This window comes from Mesosutterella faecium (assembly GCF_022809315.2).
Lineage (GTDB): Bacteria > Pseudomonadota > Gammaproteobacteria > Burkholderiales > Burkholderiaceae_F > Mesosutterella > Mesosutterella faecium.
Window position 1 is genome coordinate 1,055,883 of sequence record NZ_JAKZJU020000001.1, and the last position, 14,466, is coordinate 1,070,348.

At 67.2% G+C, this 14,466-nt stretch carries 16 protein-coding genes; 15 read left to right on the forward strand and 1 reads right to left on the reverse strand.

What is annotated here, in order from left to right; translation table 11 throughout:
• Positions 1–188 precede the first annotated feature (188 nt).
• Together MUN46_RS04925 and MUN46_RS04930 are read left to right on the forward strand one after the other, a co-directional pair.
• Positions 189–1,214 carry an RluA family pseudouridine synthase gene (locus tag MUN46_RS04925; protein ID WP_243376182.1) on the forward strand — a complete coding sequence of 342 codons (1,026 nt, stop codon included), beginning with the start codon at positions 189–191 and terminating at the stop codon, positions 1,212–1,214.
• Entirely contained in the window at positions 1,189–1,872 is a 684-nt protein-coding gene (locus MUN46_RS04930) for an HAD family hydrolase (protein ID WP_243376183.1), read from the forward strand. Before MUN46_RS04925 ends, MUN46_RS04930 begins: the two co-directional genes overlap by 26 nt.
• A gap of 28 nt (positions 1,873–1,900) precedes the next feature.
• Here MUN46_RS04930 and MUN46_RS04935 read toward each other — a convergent pair whose 3' ends face one another.
• Positions 1,901–2,497, reverse strand: a complete 597-nt coding sequence (locus MUN46_RS04935) for a Maf family protein (RefSeq protein WP_243376184.1) — start codon at positions 2,495–2,497, stop codon at positions 1,901–1,903.
• A 1-nt stretch (position 2,498) separates the two neighbouring features.
• On the opposite strand from MUN46_RS04935, the gene MUN46_RS04940 reads away from it, so the two are divergent.
• From MUN46_RS04940 to recO, 13 genes are all read left to right on the forward strand, one after another.
• Positions 2,499–3,047 (forward strand): YceD family protein, encoded by a 549-nt coding sequence (locus tag MUN46_RS04940; protein WP_285230562.1) that lies wholly within the window; start codon positions 2,499–2,501, stop codon positions 3,045–3,047.
• A 74-nt stretch (positions 3,048–3,121) separates the two neighbouring features.
• Entirely contained in the window at positions 3,122–3,307 is a 186-nt protein-coding gene (gene rpmF, locus MUN46_RS04945; RefSeq protein WP_237978218.1) for a 50S ribosomal protein L32, read from the forward strand.
• Between the two features lie 271 nt (positions 3,308–3,578).
• Positions 3,579–4,565 (forward strand): beta-ketoacyl-ACP synthase III, encoded by a 987-nt coding sequence (locus MUN46_RS04950; protein WP_243376186.1) that lies wholly within the window; start codon positions 3,579–3,581, stop codon positions 4,563–4,565.
• 120 nt (positions 4,566–4,685) lie between these two features.
• Entirely contained in the window at positions 4,686–5,615 is a 930-nt protein-coding gene (gene fabD, locus MUN46_RS04955; RefSeq protein ID WP_243376187.1) for an ACP S-malonyltransferase, read from the forward strand.
• A gap of 32 nt (positions 5,616–5,647) precedes the next feature.
• A complete protein-coding gene (fabG, locus tag MUN46_RS04960; RefSeq protein ID WP_243376188.1) occupies positions 5,648–6,418 on the forward strand; it encodes a 3-oxoacyl-ACP reductase FabG in 771 nt (256 codons plus the stop codon).
• A 135-nt stretch (positions 6,419–6,553) separates the two neighbouring features.
• Positions 6,554–6,796, forward strand: a complete 243-nt coding sequence (acpP, locus tag MUN46_RS04965) for an acyl carrier protein (protein WP_237978214.1) — start codon at positions 6,554–6,556, stop codon at positions 6,794–6,796.
• A 122-nt stretch (positions 6,797–6,918) separates the two neighbouring features.
• On the forward strand, positions 6,919–8,148 hold the full coding sequence (fabF, locus tag MUN46_RS04970; protein WP_243376189.1) for a beta-ketoacyl-ACP synthase II: 1,230 nt from the start codon (positions 6,919–6,921) through the stop codon (positions 8,146–8,148).
• 176 nt (positions 8,149–8,324) lie between these two features.
• Positions 8,325–10,127 (forward strand): translation elongation factor 4, encoded by a 1,803-nt coding sequence (gene lepA / locus MUN46_RS04975; RefSeq protein WP_243376190.1) that lies wholly within the window; start codon positions 8,325–8,327, stop codon positions 10,125–10,127.
• Positions 10,128–10,168: 41 nt separating this feature from the next.
• Positions 10,169–10,975: a signal peptidase I gene (gene lepB / locus MUN46_RS04980; protein WP_243376191.1), complete on the forward strand. Its 807-nt coding sequence runs from the start codon at positions 10,169–10,171 to the stop codon at positions 10,973–10,975.
• A 43-nt stretch (positions 10,976–11,018) separates the two neighbouring features.
• The gene (gene lepB, locus MUN46_RS04985; RefSeq protein WP_243376192.1) at positions 11,019–11,903 is read left to right on the forward strand and encodes a signal peptidase I; all 885 of its coding nucleotides are present in this window, start codon (positions 11,019–11,021) and stop codon (positions 11,901–11,903) included.
• A gap of 23 nt (positions 11,904–11,926) precedes the next feature.
• Positions 11,927–12,631, forward strand: a complete 705-nt coding sequence (rnc, locus tag MUN46_RS04990; protein WP_243376193.1) for a ribonuclease III — start codon at positions 11,927–11,929, stop codon at positions 12,629–12,631.
• 60 nt (positions 12,632–12,691) lie between these two features.
• Positions 12,692–13,645, forward strand: coding sequence for a GTPase Era (gene era / locus MUN46_RS04995; RefSeq protein ID WP_243376194.1), 954 nt, complete (start codon positions 12,692–12,694; stop codon positions 13,643–13,645).
• 35 nt (positions 13,646–13,680) lie between these two features.
• Complete coding sequence (gene recO / locus MUN46_RS05000) at positions 13,681–14,421, forward strand: DNA repair protein RecO (RefSeq protein ID WP_243376195.1); 741 nt, start codon at positions 13,681–13,683, stop codon at positions 14,419–14,421.
• Positions 14,422–14,466: the final 45 nt, after the last annotated feature.

Below are 14,466 nucleotides of genomic sequence, written 5' to 3' on the forward strand. Positions count from 1 at the left end.
CCGCCGCCCGGGGCCTCAGGGGCGCCCGGGCTATCAGATCGTCAGGGGACCGCAACGGCAGGCCGCGTGTTTTTTGCTGCGCAAAGCGCGGAAAAACGGCAGACCGGCAAGGGTTGCTCGAAACCGGATGGGGCTTAACGGGGGTCCGCACCTGAAAACGACGCCCTATAGTATAGTGGATAACATCTATGTCTGAGCTGAAATCAAGAGAAATTGTGCCGGTGCCCTCCTCGAGGGCCCTCAGCCTCTCGCCCGAGCAGGTGAACTGGGTGGAGATCGGCGAGGACGCCGCGGGGCAGAGAATTGACAATTTCCTGCTGCGGGTCTGCCGCGGGGTGCCGAAAAGCCACGTCTACCGCATCCTGCGCAGCGGCGAGGTGCGGGTGAACCGCAGCCGCTGCAGCGCCGAGCGGCGGCTTGAAAAGGGCGACGTCGTGCGCGTGCCCCCGATGCGGATTGCGCAGAGGCAGGAAGCCGGCCCCCGGGCCGCCCCGCTGCCCGACGACACGCTTCCGATTCTTTACGAAGACCGCGACCTGCTCGTGGTCGACAAGCCCGCGGGCCTCGCCTGCCACGGCGGCAGCGGCATCGCCTTCGGGCTGATCGAGCGGCTGCGGGCGAGCCGCCCGGGCGAGCCCTTCCTCGAGCTCGCCCACCGCCTCGACCGGGACACCTCGGGGGCGATCGTGATCTGCAAGAGCCGCCGCGCGCTGGTGCGCCTGCAGCGGCAGATGCGCGAGGGCGGCGTCGAGAAGCACTACCGGGCGCTCGTGAAGGGCGACTGGCAGAACGAGCGACAGCACGTGAAGCTGCCGCTGTTCAAGTACGTCACCCGCGAAGGCGAGCGGCGCGTCCGCGTCGACGAGGAAAAGGGCGTTCCCGCCCACTCGATCTTCACGCTGCTGCGCCGCTACGGGCCGGTGAGCTACCTCGACGTCGAGCTGCTCACGGGGCGCACCCACCAGATCCGCGTGCACGCCGCGGCAAGCGGCTTCCCGCTCGTGGGCGATGACAAGTACGGAGACTTCGACTTCAACCGCTCGGTGGAAAAGGGCTCGCTCGGCGTCCCCTTCAGGCGCATGTTCCTGCATGCGGCGAGGCTTTCCTTCGAGCATCCGGTGACCCGCGAGCCGCTCCTGATCGAGGCGCCGCTGCCCGTGGCCTGCCGCAACCTGCTGGACACACTCGATGAACAGAGAAAAAAGGCCCTTTGAACTCTACGTCTTCGACTGGGACGGAACGCTCATGGACACGACGCGCTTCATCGCGCTGTCGATCCAGCAGGCCGCCCGCAGCCTCGGCTATCCCGAGCCCTCGTTTGCGGTGGCCGAGAGCGTGATCGGGCTCGGCCACGAGGACATGATGCGCCGGGCGGTGCCCGAGTGCCCGGCTTCGGACTACGAGCGCTTCGCCGCCGAGTACTGGAAGGCCTACATCGGGCAGGAGGCGGGGCTGCCCGGGCTGCATCCCGGCATTGAGGCTCTGCTGTCGAACATGAAGCGCTCGGGCCTGTGGCTGGCGGTCGCGACGGGCAAGAGCCGCGGGGGCCTCAACCGCGTCTTCCGCAAGACCGGGGCGGGGCCGCTTTTCGTCGCGACGAAGACGGCCGACGAAACCGCTTCCAAGCCTGCCCCGGACATGCTGATCGAGCTGTCCGAGGAGCTGTGCGTGCCGGCCCCGCGCATGGTGATGGTGGGCGACGCGGTGCACGACCTCGAGATGGCGCGCGCGGCCGGGGTGCCCGCGATCGGGGTCACCTGGGGGGCGGCCCGGCGCGAGTCGCTCGAGGCGCTGTCGCCCCGGGCGGTGGTCGACGACGTGCCGCAGCTCGCGCGCGCGATGGGAGTGGAAGACCTGCTGCCGGCCGCCTGAGAGCGGGCAGACGAAGCAGGGGGCGCACTCAGCGCAGCCCCGGCAGCACCTCGAGCCCGGACTGGGCGAGCAGCGTGGTGAGCGCGATGAGCGGCAGTCCGATGAGCGAGGTGGGGTCGTCGGACTTCACCGATTCCATGAGCGCGATCCCCAGGCTTTCGATTTTGGCCGATCCCGCGCAGTCAAAGGGCTTTTCGCGGTCCACGTAGGCTTCGATCGTCTCGCGCGAGAGCGGCCGCATGCGCACCTCGGTGGCCGAAAGGCGCTCGCGGGCCGTGCCGTCGGGCGCGATCACAGCCAGGGCCGTGTAGAAGGTGACGGTGCGGCCCTGCATGGCGAGCAGCTGCTCGACGGCGCGCTCCCGGGTGTGGGGCTTGCCCAGCTTTTTCCCGCCCAGGTCCGCGACCTGGTCGGAGCCGATCACGACGGCTCCGGGGTGGCTCTTCGCGACAAAGCGCGCCTTTTCCACGGCGAGCCTCTGCGAGGTCTGCAGCGGGGTTTCGCCCTCGAGGGAGCTTTCGTCGATGTCGGAGGCGATCGCCTCGTAGGCGATCCCGAGCCTGTCAAGCAGCTCGCGGCGGTAGCGCGAGCTTGAGGCCAAAATAAGCGGAGGATTCTTTATCATAATGGGCACTTATTGTAACGAACCAGAGGAAACGGGCATGGGAGCGGTCCTGATAGATGTGTTCAGGCTTTCGCAAGACCGGCAGTGCGCCTCGGGCGTGCTCAAGGTCTCTGAGCTGCCGAGGCTCGCCGCCGCTCCGGGGGCTTTTCTGAGCGGGCAGCTCGCCTGGAGGGCGCAGGGAACCGAAGGGCGACGCGGGCTTGCAGGGGCGCTGCTCACCGTGAAGGGGGAGCTGCACGGGACGTGCTGCCGGTGCGGCGCTCCGATCACGCTGCCCGTGCAGCTGGAGACCTCCTTTCTCTTTGCGAAGAGCGAGGCCGAGGCCGACGCCATCCCGCTTTCCGAAGACGGGGATGACGAAATTGCTGTAGGATCTACCCGCTTTGACGCGGCCGCGTGGGTCGAGGAGGAGGTGCTCCTCGCGCTGCCGCTTTTCCCCGCGCACGACGACTGCGAGCCGCCTGCCGGGCCCGGGGAAGAGGACGCGCCCGGCGAAGGCGGCAGCCGCAGCCCCTTTGCCGTTCTCGCGGGGCTGAAGGTCAGGCATTAGGTTTTTTCCGGAAGCCCTTCACAAAATTCCGGAGATTTGTTTATAATGCCCTGTTTTCAACGTGGGGTCTAAAAATGGCTGTACAACAGAATAAAAAATCGACTGCCCGCCGTGGCAATCGTCGTTCGCATGACTTTCTTTCCAATCCGGCTCTCGCCGTCGAGCCGACGACCGGTGAAGTGACTCGCCGTCACCACATCAGCCCGTCGGGCTTCTACCGCGGCAAGAAAGTGGTCGAGACCAAGAAAGACGAGGAATAATGTCCTGCCGCGGGATCGCCGCGTTTTTTTCCGGGTGTGGGCTTGCGGCCTGAGACAGCCTGAGCTGCCTGGGCCCCACGGCCAGAGCTTCTTCCTCTAGCGGAGAAGCATCGGCCTTCCTCTCGGGGAGGGCTGGGACAGGTCCCGGGTTCATGCCGGGCATGAATGCGCCGGTTCCGCAAGAGACATTGAATGCGCAAGCGAAGAAAAGAGGGCTGGTTCATCCAACCCTCTTTTTTTTGAGTGTTTTTTCCGAGGAGGCACGCTTCGAGTGACTGAACCGACTCTTTTCAGCCGCATTGCCGGCACCGGCAGCGCCCTGCCCGCCAGGCGCGTGACCAACGACGAGCTGGCCGCGGAGCTTGCCGCGCGCGGCATCGAGACGAGCGACGAGTGGATACGCACGAGAACCGGAATTGCCGAGCGGCGCATCGTCTCGGAAGGCGAGACGACCCACACGCTCGCCCTCGAGGCCTCAAGGAACGCGCTGCAGGCCGCGTCCTGCAGCCCCTCGGACATCGACCTCGTGATCGTGGCCACGACCACTCCCGACGAGCTCTTTCCGTCCGAAGCCTGCAGGCTGCAGGCCTCGCTCGGCATACCGCCCTGCGGCTGCTTTGACCTGCAGGCGGTCTGCTCGGGGTTCGTCTACGCGCTCATCACGGCCGATTCGCTGATTCGAAGCGGCGCGGCGCGCCGGGCGCTCGTCGCCGGGGCGGACACCTTCTCGAGGCTGCTCGACTGGAATGACCGCTCAAGCTGCGTGCTCTTCGGCGACGGGGCGGGCGCCGTGGTTCTCGAGGCAGGCGCCGAGCCCGGGCTCGCCGCGGGCGTACTTGTCGCAGACGGCAGCCGCGGAGACATCCTGCGGGTTCCGGGCCGCATCGAGGGCGGCAGGCTCCGGGGCAGCGGCTTTCTTTACATGGAGGGCCGCGCGGTGTTCCGCGAGGCGGTGGAGTCGCTCGAGTCGACCGCCCGCGAGGCGCTCGCCCGGGCGGGGCTGAGCGCCGCGGACATCGACTGCTACATCCCCCACCAGGCCAACATCCGCATCATGACCCACGTGGCGGGCCGGCTCGGGATCCCCCTGGAGCGGATGGAAACGGCCGTGACGCACCACGGCAACACGTGCGCGGCCTCCGTTCCGCTCGCGCTCGACGAGGCGGTGAGAAGCGGCCGGCTGCGCCGCGGGCAGACGGCCCTGCTGCAGGGGGTCGGCGCGGGCATGACCTGCGCGGCCGCGCTGCTGCGCTACTAGAGGCGGGGCGGCCCGCCGCTGTTATATGATTCAGGAACGGCGCGGGGGCGGGCCGCCCGCAGCAGCAGCGCGGGAGCCTCCCCCGGCGCGGCGGTACAGACAAAACAAAAGGAACCATTCATGCGCTTGGCAATACTTTTTCCCGGACAGGGCTCGCAGAGCGTCGGCATGCTCGCCGGGTTTGCGGGCAACGCCGCCGCGGAGTCGGTCATGCGGCGGGCGGGCGAAGCCCTCGGCGAGGATCTTGTGCGGCTTTGCAGCGAAGGTCCGGCCGAACAGCTCAATCTCACCGTGAACACGCAGCCGGCGCTGCTTGCCGCCTCGGTCGCCTTCTACGAGGCGTACCGCGCGGCCGGCGGCCCGGAGCCCGCCTTCATGGCCGGGCACAGCCTGGGCGAGTACTCGGCGCTTACGGCCGCGGGCTCGCTCGAGCTCGAGGAGGCGGTGCCGCTCGTGCGCTTCCGCGCCCGCGCGATGCAGGAGGCGGTGCCGGTGGGCCGCGGCGGCATGGCCGCGATCCTCGGGCTCTCCGACGAGGATGTCCGGGCGGCCTGCGCGGAGGCCTCCGCCTCGGGCGTAGTCGAGCCGGTGAACTTCAACTGCCCCGGCCAGGTCGTGATCGCGGGCATCAGCGAAGCGCTCGAGCGGGCCTGCGAGCTTTGCCGGCAGAAGGGCGCAAAGCGCGCGCTGCGGCTTGCCGTTTCGGCGCCGTTTCACAGCTCGCTGCTCGCGCCGGCCCGCGACCGGCTCGCGCAGAGGCTTGAGAGCACCGCGGTGAAGCCCTGCCGCATCCCGGTCTACGCCAATGTGGACGCGCAGCTGCACACGACGCCCGAGGCCATACGCAGAGCGCTCGCGCGCCAGGCCTGCAGCCCGGTGCTCTGGTCCTCGATCATGGCCGGGATGAAGCGCCAGGGCGTCACGCACATGATCGAGTGCGGGCCGGGCCGCGTGCTCTCGGGGCTTGCGCGGCGCTGCGTCCCGGACATCCCCTGCTACAGCGTGAACAGCGAGGAGACGCTTGAGGCGGCGCTTCAGGCGATCGGCTGAGGCGCCGGCCTGAAAGCACGAGGAGAAACTCTATGGAAAACAGCATTTTTTCTTCTGACTGCCTGTCCGGGCGCGTTGCGCTCGTGACCGGAGCAACCCGGGGCATCGGGGCCGCCACGGCCGACCTGCTCGCGCGCATGGGCGCGGAAGTGATCGGAACCGCAACGAGCGCCGAAGGCGCGGAAAAAATCACGGCCCGCCTTGAGGCCGTCCGCCCCGGCGCGGGCCGCGGCGCGCAGCTTGACGTGAACGACGCCGCCCTGGGCGACGAGCTTGTGGCCGGCATCGTGCGCGAGCGCGGGCACCTCGACATTCTCGTGAACAACGCGGGCATCACCCGCGACGGGCTGCTCATGCGGATGAAGGACGAGGACTGGGAGCGGGTGATCGCCACCGACCTCTCGTCGGTCTTCCGGCTCTGCCGCGCGGTCTGCCGTCCGATGCTCCGGGCGCGCTTCGGGCGCATCATCAACCTCACCTCGGTGGTCGCCTGCTCGGGCAACGCCGGACAGACGAACTACGCCGCCGCGAAGGCGGGCCTCATCGGCTTTACCCGCTCGCTCGCGCGCGAGATCGGCAGCCGCGGCGTCACCGCCAACTGCGTCGCCCCGGGCTTCATTGACACGGACATGACCCGGGAGCTTCCCGAAGAGCACCGCGCCGCACTGCTCGCGCAGATCCCGCTGGGCCGTCTGGGCCGAACGGATGATGTCGCGCAGTCCGTCGCCTTCCTCGCGAGCCCCGCCGCCTCGTACATTACGGGCGCCGTGATCCCGGTCAACGGTGGCATGTACATGGGATAATTCCGGCGGAATTGGTAAAATGCTTTCGAGTTCTTATATAATCTCAGCCCGATTGAAGTTTTGCTGCAGGGCCGGATTCACGATCCGTCAATTTTTCTCTGCAGAGTAAACATTTGTCCGAATCCGGAGAATTAAATGGAAGATATTGAACAGCGTGTCAAGAAGGTTGTTGCCGAACAGCTGAGCATCAACGAAGCGGACATCAAGAACGAGTCCGCCTTCATTGAGGACCTCGGGGCGGACAGCCTCGACACGGTCGAGCTCGTGATGGCCCTGGAAGACGCCTTCGGCATCGAAATCCCTGACAGCGAGCAGGAGAAGCTGCGCACCGTCCAGCAGGCGATCGACTACATCAAGGCCCACCAGAAGAAGGCCTGATGCCTGACTTCCGGTTCCGGCGGCCCTGAAAGGCTCCCGGTTCTGCCCGAGAAGAGGAAACCAGGAGCTGACTGGTTTCCTTTTTTTGTCTAGAGTTTTTTTGTTCTGGAGAACTGCACAATATGCGACGCGTAGTGGTCACCGGGCTCGGCATGGTCTGCCCGATCGGAAATACTGTGGAAGAAGCCTGGAAAAATGCCCTGGCAGGCGTCTCCGGCATCGGACGCATCACCCGCTTTGATCCGGCCGAGCACGGCTGCCAGATCGCTGGCGAGGTGAAGGATTTCGACGCCACCCGCTTCATGCCCGCGAAGGACGCTCGCCGCTTCGACCGCTTCGTGCAGCTCGGGGTCGCCGCGGCCACGCAGGCCCTCGAGGACAGCGGCCTGGAGGTGACCGAGGAGAGCGCGCCGCGCATCGGGGTTTCGATCGGCTCGGGCATCGGCGGCCTCATCTCGATCGTGGAAAACGGCAACACGCTGCAGGCCCGCGGCCCGAGGCGCGTCTCGCCCTTCCTCATCCCGGGCTGCATCGTGAACTCCTGCTCGGGCGAATTCTCCATCCTGAAGGGACTGAAGGGCCCCAGCGTCGCCATGGTGACCGCCTGCTCGACCGGGCTGCACTCGATCGGCGAGTCTGCGGCGATGATCGCCCGGGGCGACGCCGACGCGATGGTGGCCGGCGGCACGGAGGCCGCGGTCTGCCCGGTCGGCATCGCCGGCTTTGACAACATGCACGCCCTGTCGCGCCGCAACGACGAGCCCGAGCGGGCCTCGAGGCCGTTTGACCAGGACCGGAACGGCTTCGTGATGGGCGAGGGCAGCGGCGTCGTCGTGCTCGAGGAGTACGAGCACGCCCGGGCGCGCGGCGCCCGGATCTACTGCGAAATCGCCGGCTACGGGCTTTCGGGCGACGCCTACAACATCACCGCCCCGTCGGTCGACGGCCCGGTGCGCTGCATGCGCATGGCCCTCGAGCACGCGGGGATGAACCCCTCGGACATCGACTACCTCAACGCCCACGGCACCTCGACCCCGATCGGGGACGCCAACGAGTGCCGCGCCGTGCTCGAGGTCTTCGGCGAGGCCGCCGGGCATCTCGTGATGAGCTCCACCAAGTCGATGACGGGGCACCTGCTCGGAGGCGCGGGCGGCATCGAGTCGGTCTTCACCGTGCTCGCCATCCGCGACCAGGCGGTTCCCCCGACCATCAATCTGGAGCACCAGGATCCCGCCTGCGCGATTGACTGCTGCCCGAACGAGGCGCGGCAGATGCCGGTGCGCGCCGCGATGAAGAACTCCTTCGGCTTCGGCGGGACCAACGCGACCGTCATCTTCCGGCGGCTCGGCTGACGCTGCGCCGCGGCCGAAAGCCTTCCTTTCGGGCCCGGCCGCCGCTTCGGCCGGCCGGGCCCTCCATGATAAAATTCAACGCCTGCCGCGCGAACCGGGGAGCGCACGCAAACAGCCCCCCGGCGGCCGCGGCGCTTTCGGCCGGATCCCCGGACGCGGACGCCATAAATTTTTCCATGAACAACATTCGCAACTTTTCGATCATTGCCCACATAGACCACGGGAAATCCACCCTCGCCGACCGCCTCATCGAGCGTTGCGGGGGGCTTTCCAGCCGCCAGATGGAGGAGCAGGTGCTCGATTCGATGGATCTCGAGCGCGAGCGCGGGATCACGATCAAGGCCCAGACCGCCTCCCTCAAGTACAAGGCGAAGGACGGCTGCGTCTATGAGCTCAACCTGATCGACACCCCCGGGCACGTGGACTTCTCCTACGAAGTGTCGCGCTCGCTGTCGGCCTGCGAGGGGGCGCTGCTCGTGGTCGATGCGACGCAGGGCGTTGAGGCGCAGACGGTGGCGAACTGCTACACCGCCATCGAGCTGGGCGTCGAGGTGATCCCCGTGCTCAACAAGATGGACCTCGCCTCGGCCCGGCCCGACGAGGCCCGAGCCGAAATCGAGGACGTGATCGGCATCGAGGCCGACGACGCGATCCTCTGCTCGGCCAAGACCGGGATGGGGATCGACGAGATCCTCGAGACGGTCGTGCACCGCGTGCCCGCCCCGAAGGGCGACCGCGCCGGCAAGCTCAAGGCCCTCGTGATCGACTCCTGGTACGACAGCTACGTGGGCGTCGTGATGCTCGTGCGGATCAAGGACGGCACGCTGCGGGTGAAGGACAAGATCAGGCTCATGGCCACCGGGGCGACGCACCTGGTCGAGCAGCTCGGCATCTTCAGCCCGAAGTCCACGCCCCGCGACATGCTCCAGGCGGGCGAGGTGGGCTTCATCGTGGCCGGCATCAAGGAGATCAAGGACGCCCGCGTGGGCGACACCGTGACGCTCGCCGCGAATCCGGCCGACGAGCCCCTGCCGGGCTTCATCGAGGTGAAGCCCCAGGTTTTCGCGGGGCTCTACCCGGTCGAGGCCTCGGAGTACGACTCGCTGCGCGACGCGCTCGAGAAGCTGCAGCTCAACGACGCGTCGCTGCACTTCGAGCCCGAGGTGAGCCAGGCGCTCGGCTTTGGCTTCCGCGCCGGGTTCCTCGGGCTGCTGCACATGGACATCGTCCAGGAGCGGCTCGAGCGCGAGTACAACCAGAACCTCATCACCACGGCCCCGTCGGTCGTCTATGAGGTGAAGCTCACCAACGGCGAGGTGATCAAGGTCGACAACCCTTCGAAGCTGCCCAGCGTGGACCGCATCGAGGAGATCCGCGAGCCGATCGACACGGTGACGATCTTCGTGCCGAACGAGTACGTGGGCACCGTGATGAAGCTGTGCCAGGAAAAGCGCGGCATTCAGAAGAACCTCGCCTACCACGGCCGCCAGGTCCACCTCACCTACGAGCTGCCGCTCGCGGAGATCGTGCTCGACTTCTTCGACACGCTCAAGTCGATCACCCGCGGCTACGCCTCGATGGACTACGAGTTCCTCGAGTTCCGGGCCAGCGACGTGGTCAAGGTCGACATGCTGATCAACGGCGACCGCGTCGACGCCCTGTCGACCATCATCCACAGAAGCAGCGCGAGGCGGCGCGGCCGCGAGATCGCCGCGAAGCTGCGCGAGCTCATCCCGCGCCAGATGTACGATGTGGCCATACAGGCCGCGATCGGCGGGGAGATCATCGCCCGCGAGAACGTGAAGGCCATGCGCAAGAACGTGCTCGCGAAATGCTACGGCGGCGACATCACGCGAAAGAGAAAGCTGCTTGAAAAGCAGAAGGCGGGCAAGAAGCGCATGAAGCAGGTGGGGCACGTCACCATTCCGCAGGAGGCGTTCCTCGCCGTGCTGCAGATGGGCGACGCGAGGAACCAGTAACGCGCCGGGCGGCCTGAGGCGCGCTCGAAGGCAGGGAGGCTATGGACTACACGCTGCTCATTGTGGCGGTCACTCTGGCGGCCGGGGTCCTCTGGGGGCTCGACCGCTGGGTGTGGGCGCCCGAGAGGCTCGCGAGCCTCGGGCCGCATGCGAGGCGCCCGCGCTGGCTCGACTACACGGCCGGGCTCTTTCCGATCCTGCTGCTCGTGCTTGCGTTCCGCAGCTTTGTCTTCGAGCCCTTCCGCATCCCCTCCGGGTCGATGATGCCCACGCTCGTGCCGGGTGACTTCGTGCTCGTGAATAAGTTCGTCTACGGCCTGCGGCTGCCGCTGCTCAACCTGAAGATCGTGCGGGCGAAGGAGCCCGCGCGCGGCGACGTGATCGTGTTCCGCTACCCGGTCAACCCGCGGCTCGACTACATCAAGCGCGTGGTGGGGCTGCCCGGCGACGAGGTGGTGTATCTTGACAAGAGGCTTGTGATCAACGGCGAGCGCCAGCCGCTGAGCCGCCTGCCCGCTTCGCGGGCGGGCGAGGGCACGAAGGAGAGCTGGCAGCAGCTGCGGCTCGAGAACCTCGACGGCCGGCGCCACCGCATCGTGCTCGATCCGCGCCTGTCGCCCGAAGTGCGGCCGGTGCCGGGGATGAGCGCCGGGCAGGACTGCCGCTACAGCCGCCGCGGCATAGTCTGCCGCGTCCCCGAGGGGCACTACTTCGTCCTCGGCGACAACCGGGACTATTCGCAGGACAGCCGCTACTGGGGCTTCGTCCCGGAAAAGAACATCGTTGGCCGGGCGTTCCTCGTCTGGGCCAATTTCTCGAACATGAAGCGGGTCGGCCGCATTCCCTGACGGGCGGCCCGGAAAGAAGCTGATAAGCAGAGAGGAGCAAGGAATGAACTTTCCACTGATACTGCTGGCGCTCACCGTGGTGACCGGCGTTTTCTGGCTGGGGGACGTCTTCTACTGGAAAAAGAAGCGGATCGCGGCTGAAAAGGCGGCCCTCGAGCGCTTCGACCTCGAGCATGCCGGCGAGGCGCAGAGCCCGCAGCTGCTCGACGCGCGCAAGACCGCAGGCTACCTCGCGCGCCGCCGCCCCGGCTGGCTCGAGTGGACCGCGGGGCTCTTCCCTGTGATCCTCCTCGTCTTTGTCGTGCGCAGCTTCGTGATCGAGCCGTTTCGCATTCCCTCGGGCTCGATGCTGCCCACCCTCGAGGCGGGGGACTTCATCGTGGTGAACAAGTACCAGTACGGGGTGCGCTTCCCGGTGCTCAACACGCGGCTCACCCGCGGCGAGAAGCCCAGGGCGGGCGATGTGATCGTCTTCGATCATCCGCTCACCCCGGGCACCGACCTCATCAAGCGCATCGTCGGCACGCCCGGCGACCATGTGGTCTACAGCGGCAAGAAGCTCTTCATCAACGGGCGCGAGCAGCCGCAGACCGCGGTGGGCGACTACGTCGACCGCGAGCTCATGATCACGCTTTCCGAAAAGAAAGAAAACCTCGGGGGCGTCGAGCACCGGATCGTGCTCGACCCGCGCGCGCCCGACGCCACGAGCCCGATGGGCCCCTCGACCAACCCGGGCGCGATCCACTACACCGATCAGGGCTTTGAGACCACGGTGCCCGAGGGCTGTTACTTCGTGATGGGCGACAACCGGGACAACTCCGACGACGGCCGCTACTGGGGATTCGTGCCCGAGCAGAACATCATCGGCAGGGCCTTCTTCATCTGGCTTAACATAGGGCATATGTCCCGGGTGGGATCTTTCAGGTGAGTGTGTGCGGAAAAGAGCGCGAAATGCTTGAACTGACTGAGTTGGAAAAACGCATCGGCTACGTCTTCAGCAACAAGGCGCTGCTGCAGCGCGCGGTGACGCACCGCAGCTTCAGCGCGGACCACAATGAGCGGCTTGAATTCCTGGGCGACTCGGTGCTTGGCTGCACGATCGGCTACGAGCTTTTCAAGATGGACCAGCACTTCTCGGAGGGCAGGCTCTCGCGGGTGCGCTCGAACCTCGTGTGCGAGAAGGCCCTCGACGAGATCGCGGCCGAGGTGAAAATCAGCGACTTCCTGCGGCTCGGCTCCGGAGAGCTCCGCTCGGGCGGCCTCACGCGCCCCTCGATCATCGCCGACGCCATGGAGGCGGTGTTCGGGGCGGTGTTCCTCGACGGCGGGTTCGAGCAGGCGCAGAAGGTGATCCTGCGGCTCTACCGCGGCATTCTCGAGGACCTTCCGGAGCGGATGTCGAAGGACGCGAAGACGAGGCTGCAGGAGCTGCTGCAGGGCAACCACCTGCCGCTGCCCGTCTACCGGGTGCTCAGCGCGGAAGGACAGGCGAACGCGAAAACGTTCCGCTGCGAGTGCTTCATCGAGAAGTTCGCCCTGCGCACGATAGGCGAGGGCACCAAGCGCCAGAGCGCGGAGCAGAACGCCGCGAAGGCGGCGCTTGCGGCGCTGCGCAGCCTGCCGCAGGCCGCTTCGCTCAAGGCCGTGGAATCCTGAGAAGGGAGAGAAAAGGGCGGCGCGCCCCGGGCGCACAGGATAAAGGGAGAAGGGACAGTCATGACAGAAGAGAAATCCGCCGAAGCCTCCGGACAGGAGGGCATTGTCCTGCCGCCCGCGAGGAAGGTTCCCGCAGGCTTTCGCTGCGGCTACATCGCGGTGGTGGGCCGGCCCAACGTGGGCAAGAGCACGCTCATCAACCGGCTGGTGGGCGAGAAGGTCTCCATCACGAGCCACAAGCCGCAGACGACCCGGGACCGGGCGCTCGGGGTTCTCACGCGCGAGGACGCGCAGTACATCTTCGTCGACACCCCCGGGTTCCAGAGCCGCTACAAGAGCGGCCTCACGCACTACATGAACAATGTCGTCCGGGGCGTGCTCACCGACGTGAACGTGGTGCTTTTCGTGATCGACGCCTCGGGCTGGAAGGGGCCCGACGAAGAGGTGCTGCGGCTCGTGCCCCGGGAGTGCTCGGTGATCCTCGTGCTCAACAAGACCGATGAGCTGAAGAACCGCGACGCGCTGCTGCCGCTCATGGCCCTTTCCATGCAGAAGTTCCCGTTCGCGGCGATCGTCCCGACCTCCGCGAAGAAGGGCACGCAGTGCGAGGAGCTGCTCACGGAAATCCGGCGGCATCTGCCCGAGGACGGGCCCTACTACGACCCCGATCTCTACACGGACAAGAGTCCGCGCTACCTCGCCGCTGAAACGGTGCGCGAGAAGGCTTTCCGGCTGCTGGGCGACGAGCTGCCCTACGGGATTGCGGTGACGATCGACAAGTGGGAAGAGGACGAGCGGCACGCGAACATCGTGGCGACGCTGCTGGTCGAGCGCGAGAGCCACCGCCCGATCGTGATCGGCGAAAAGGGGGCGAAGCTGCGCGAGATTTCGAGGCTTGCCCGCGCCGACATCGAGCAGATGCTGGGCAAGCCCACGCACCTTGAGGTCTGGGTGCGCGTGCGCCGCGGCTGGAGCGATGACGCCCGGGCCCTGAAGACCCTGGGCTACAGCTGAGCCAAGAGCAGCCCCGAAAGCCCTGCGCCCGAGCCATGTCTTCCCAGTCCTTCCAGACGATCGGGGGCTTCATCAACCGCGGCAGCCCGGAGCGGGTCTCCGGGCAGCCCGTGTTCGTGCTGCGCACGCGCCCCTGGTCGGAGACGAGCCTGCTGGTCGACCTGCTCTCGCGCGACTTCGGCCGGGTCTCGGTGAGGGCCCGCGGCGCGAAGCGCCCGACAAGCCCCTGGCGCGGGATCCTCGCGGAATTCTGCCCGCTGCAGGCGGCCTGGAGCGGCAGCGGCGCGACCAAGACGCTCACGGGGCTGCGGTGGATGGGGGACTTTGCGCCCGTCGAGGGCGAGGCGCTGCTCGCGGGCTTTTACCTCAATGAGCTCGTCATGCGGCTCACCGCGCTCGAGGACCCCCAGGAGGGGCTCTTCGAGGCGTACTGGGGAGCGCTTCGCGTGCTCTCGGGGCAGGAGCGCGGGAAGACGGTCGAGCAGGCGCTGCGGCTCTTCGAGATGCGGCTGCTCGAGCTCTCGGGCTACGGGCTGCCCCGGACGTTCGAGGACGGGACCTATGAGCTGCGCGGCGCGGAGCTCGTGCGCGCCGGCGCGGGCGGCAGCGGCCCGCGCTACAGCGCCGCGCTGCTGCGGGAAATCGTACAATGCCACTTCTCGGACCCGGCGGTCCTGAGGGCGGCGAAGTCGCTGCTGCGCTCGATCATCGCCGCGGCCGTGGGCGACCGGCCGCTCAACTCGAGGCGGATCCTCTCGGAGCTGCACAGGCTCTGAAGCCTGGCGGGGGGATTGCGCCCGGACGGGTTTTCTTTTCGGGGC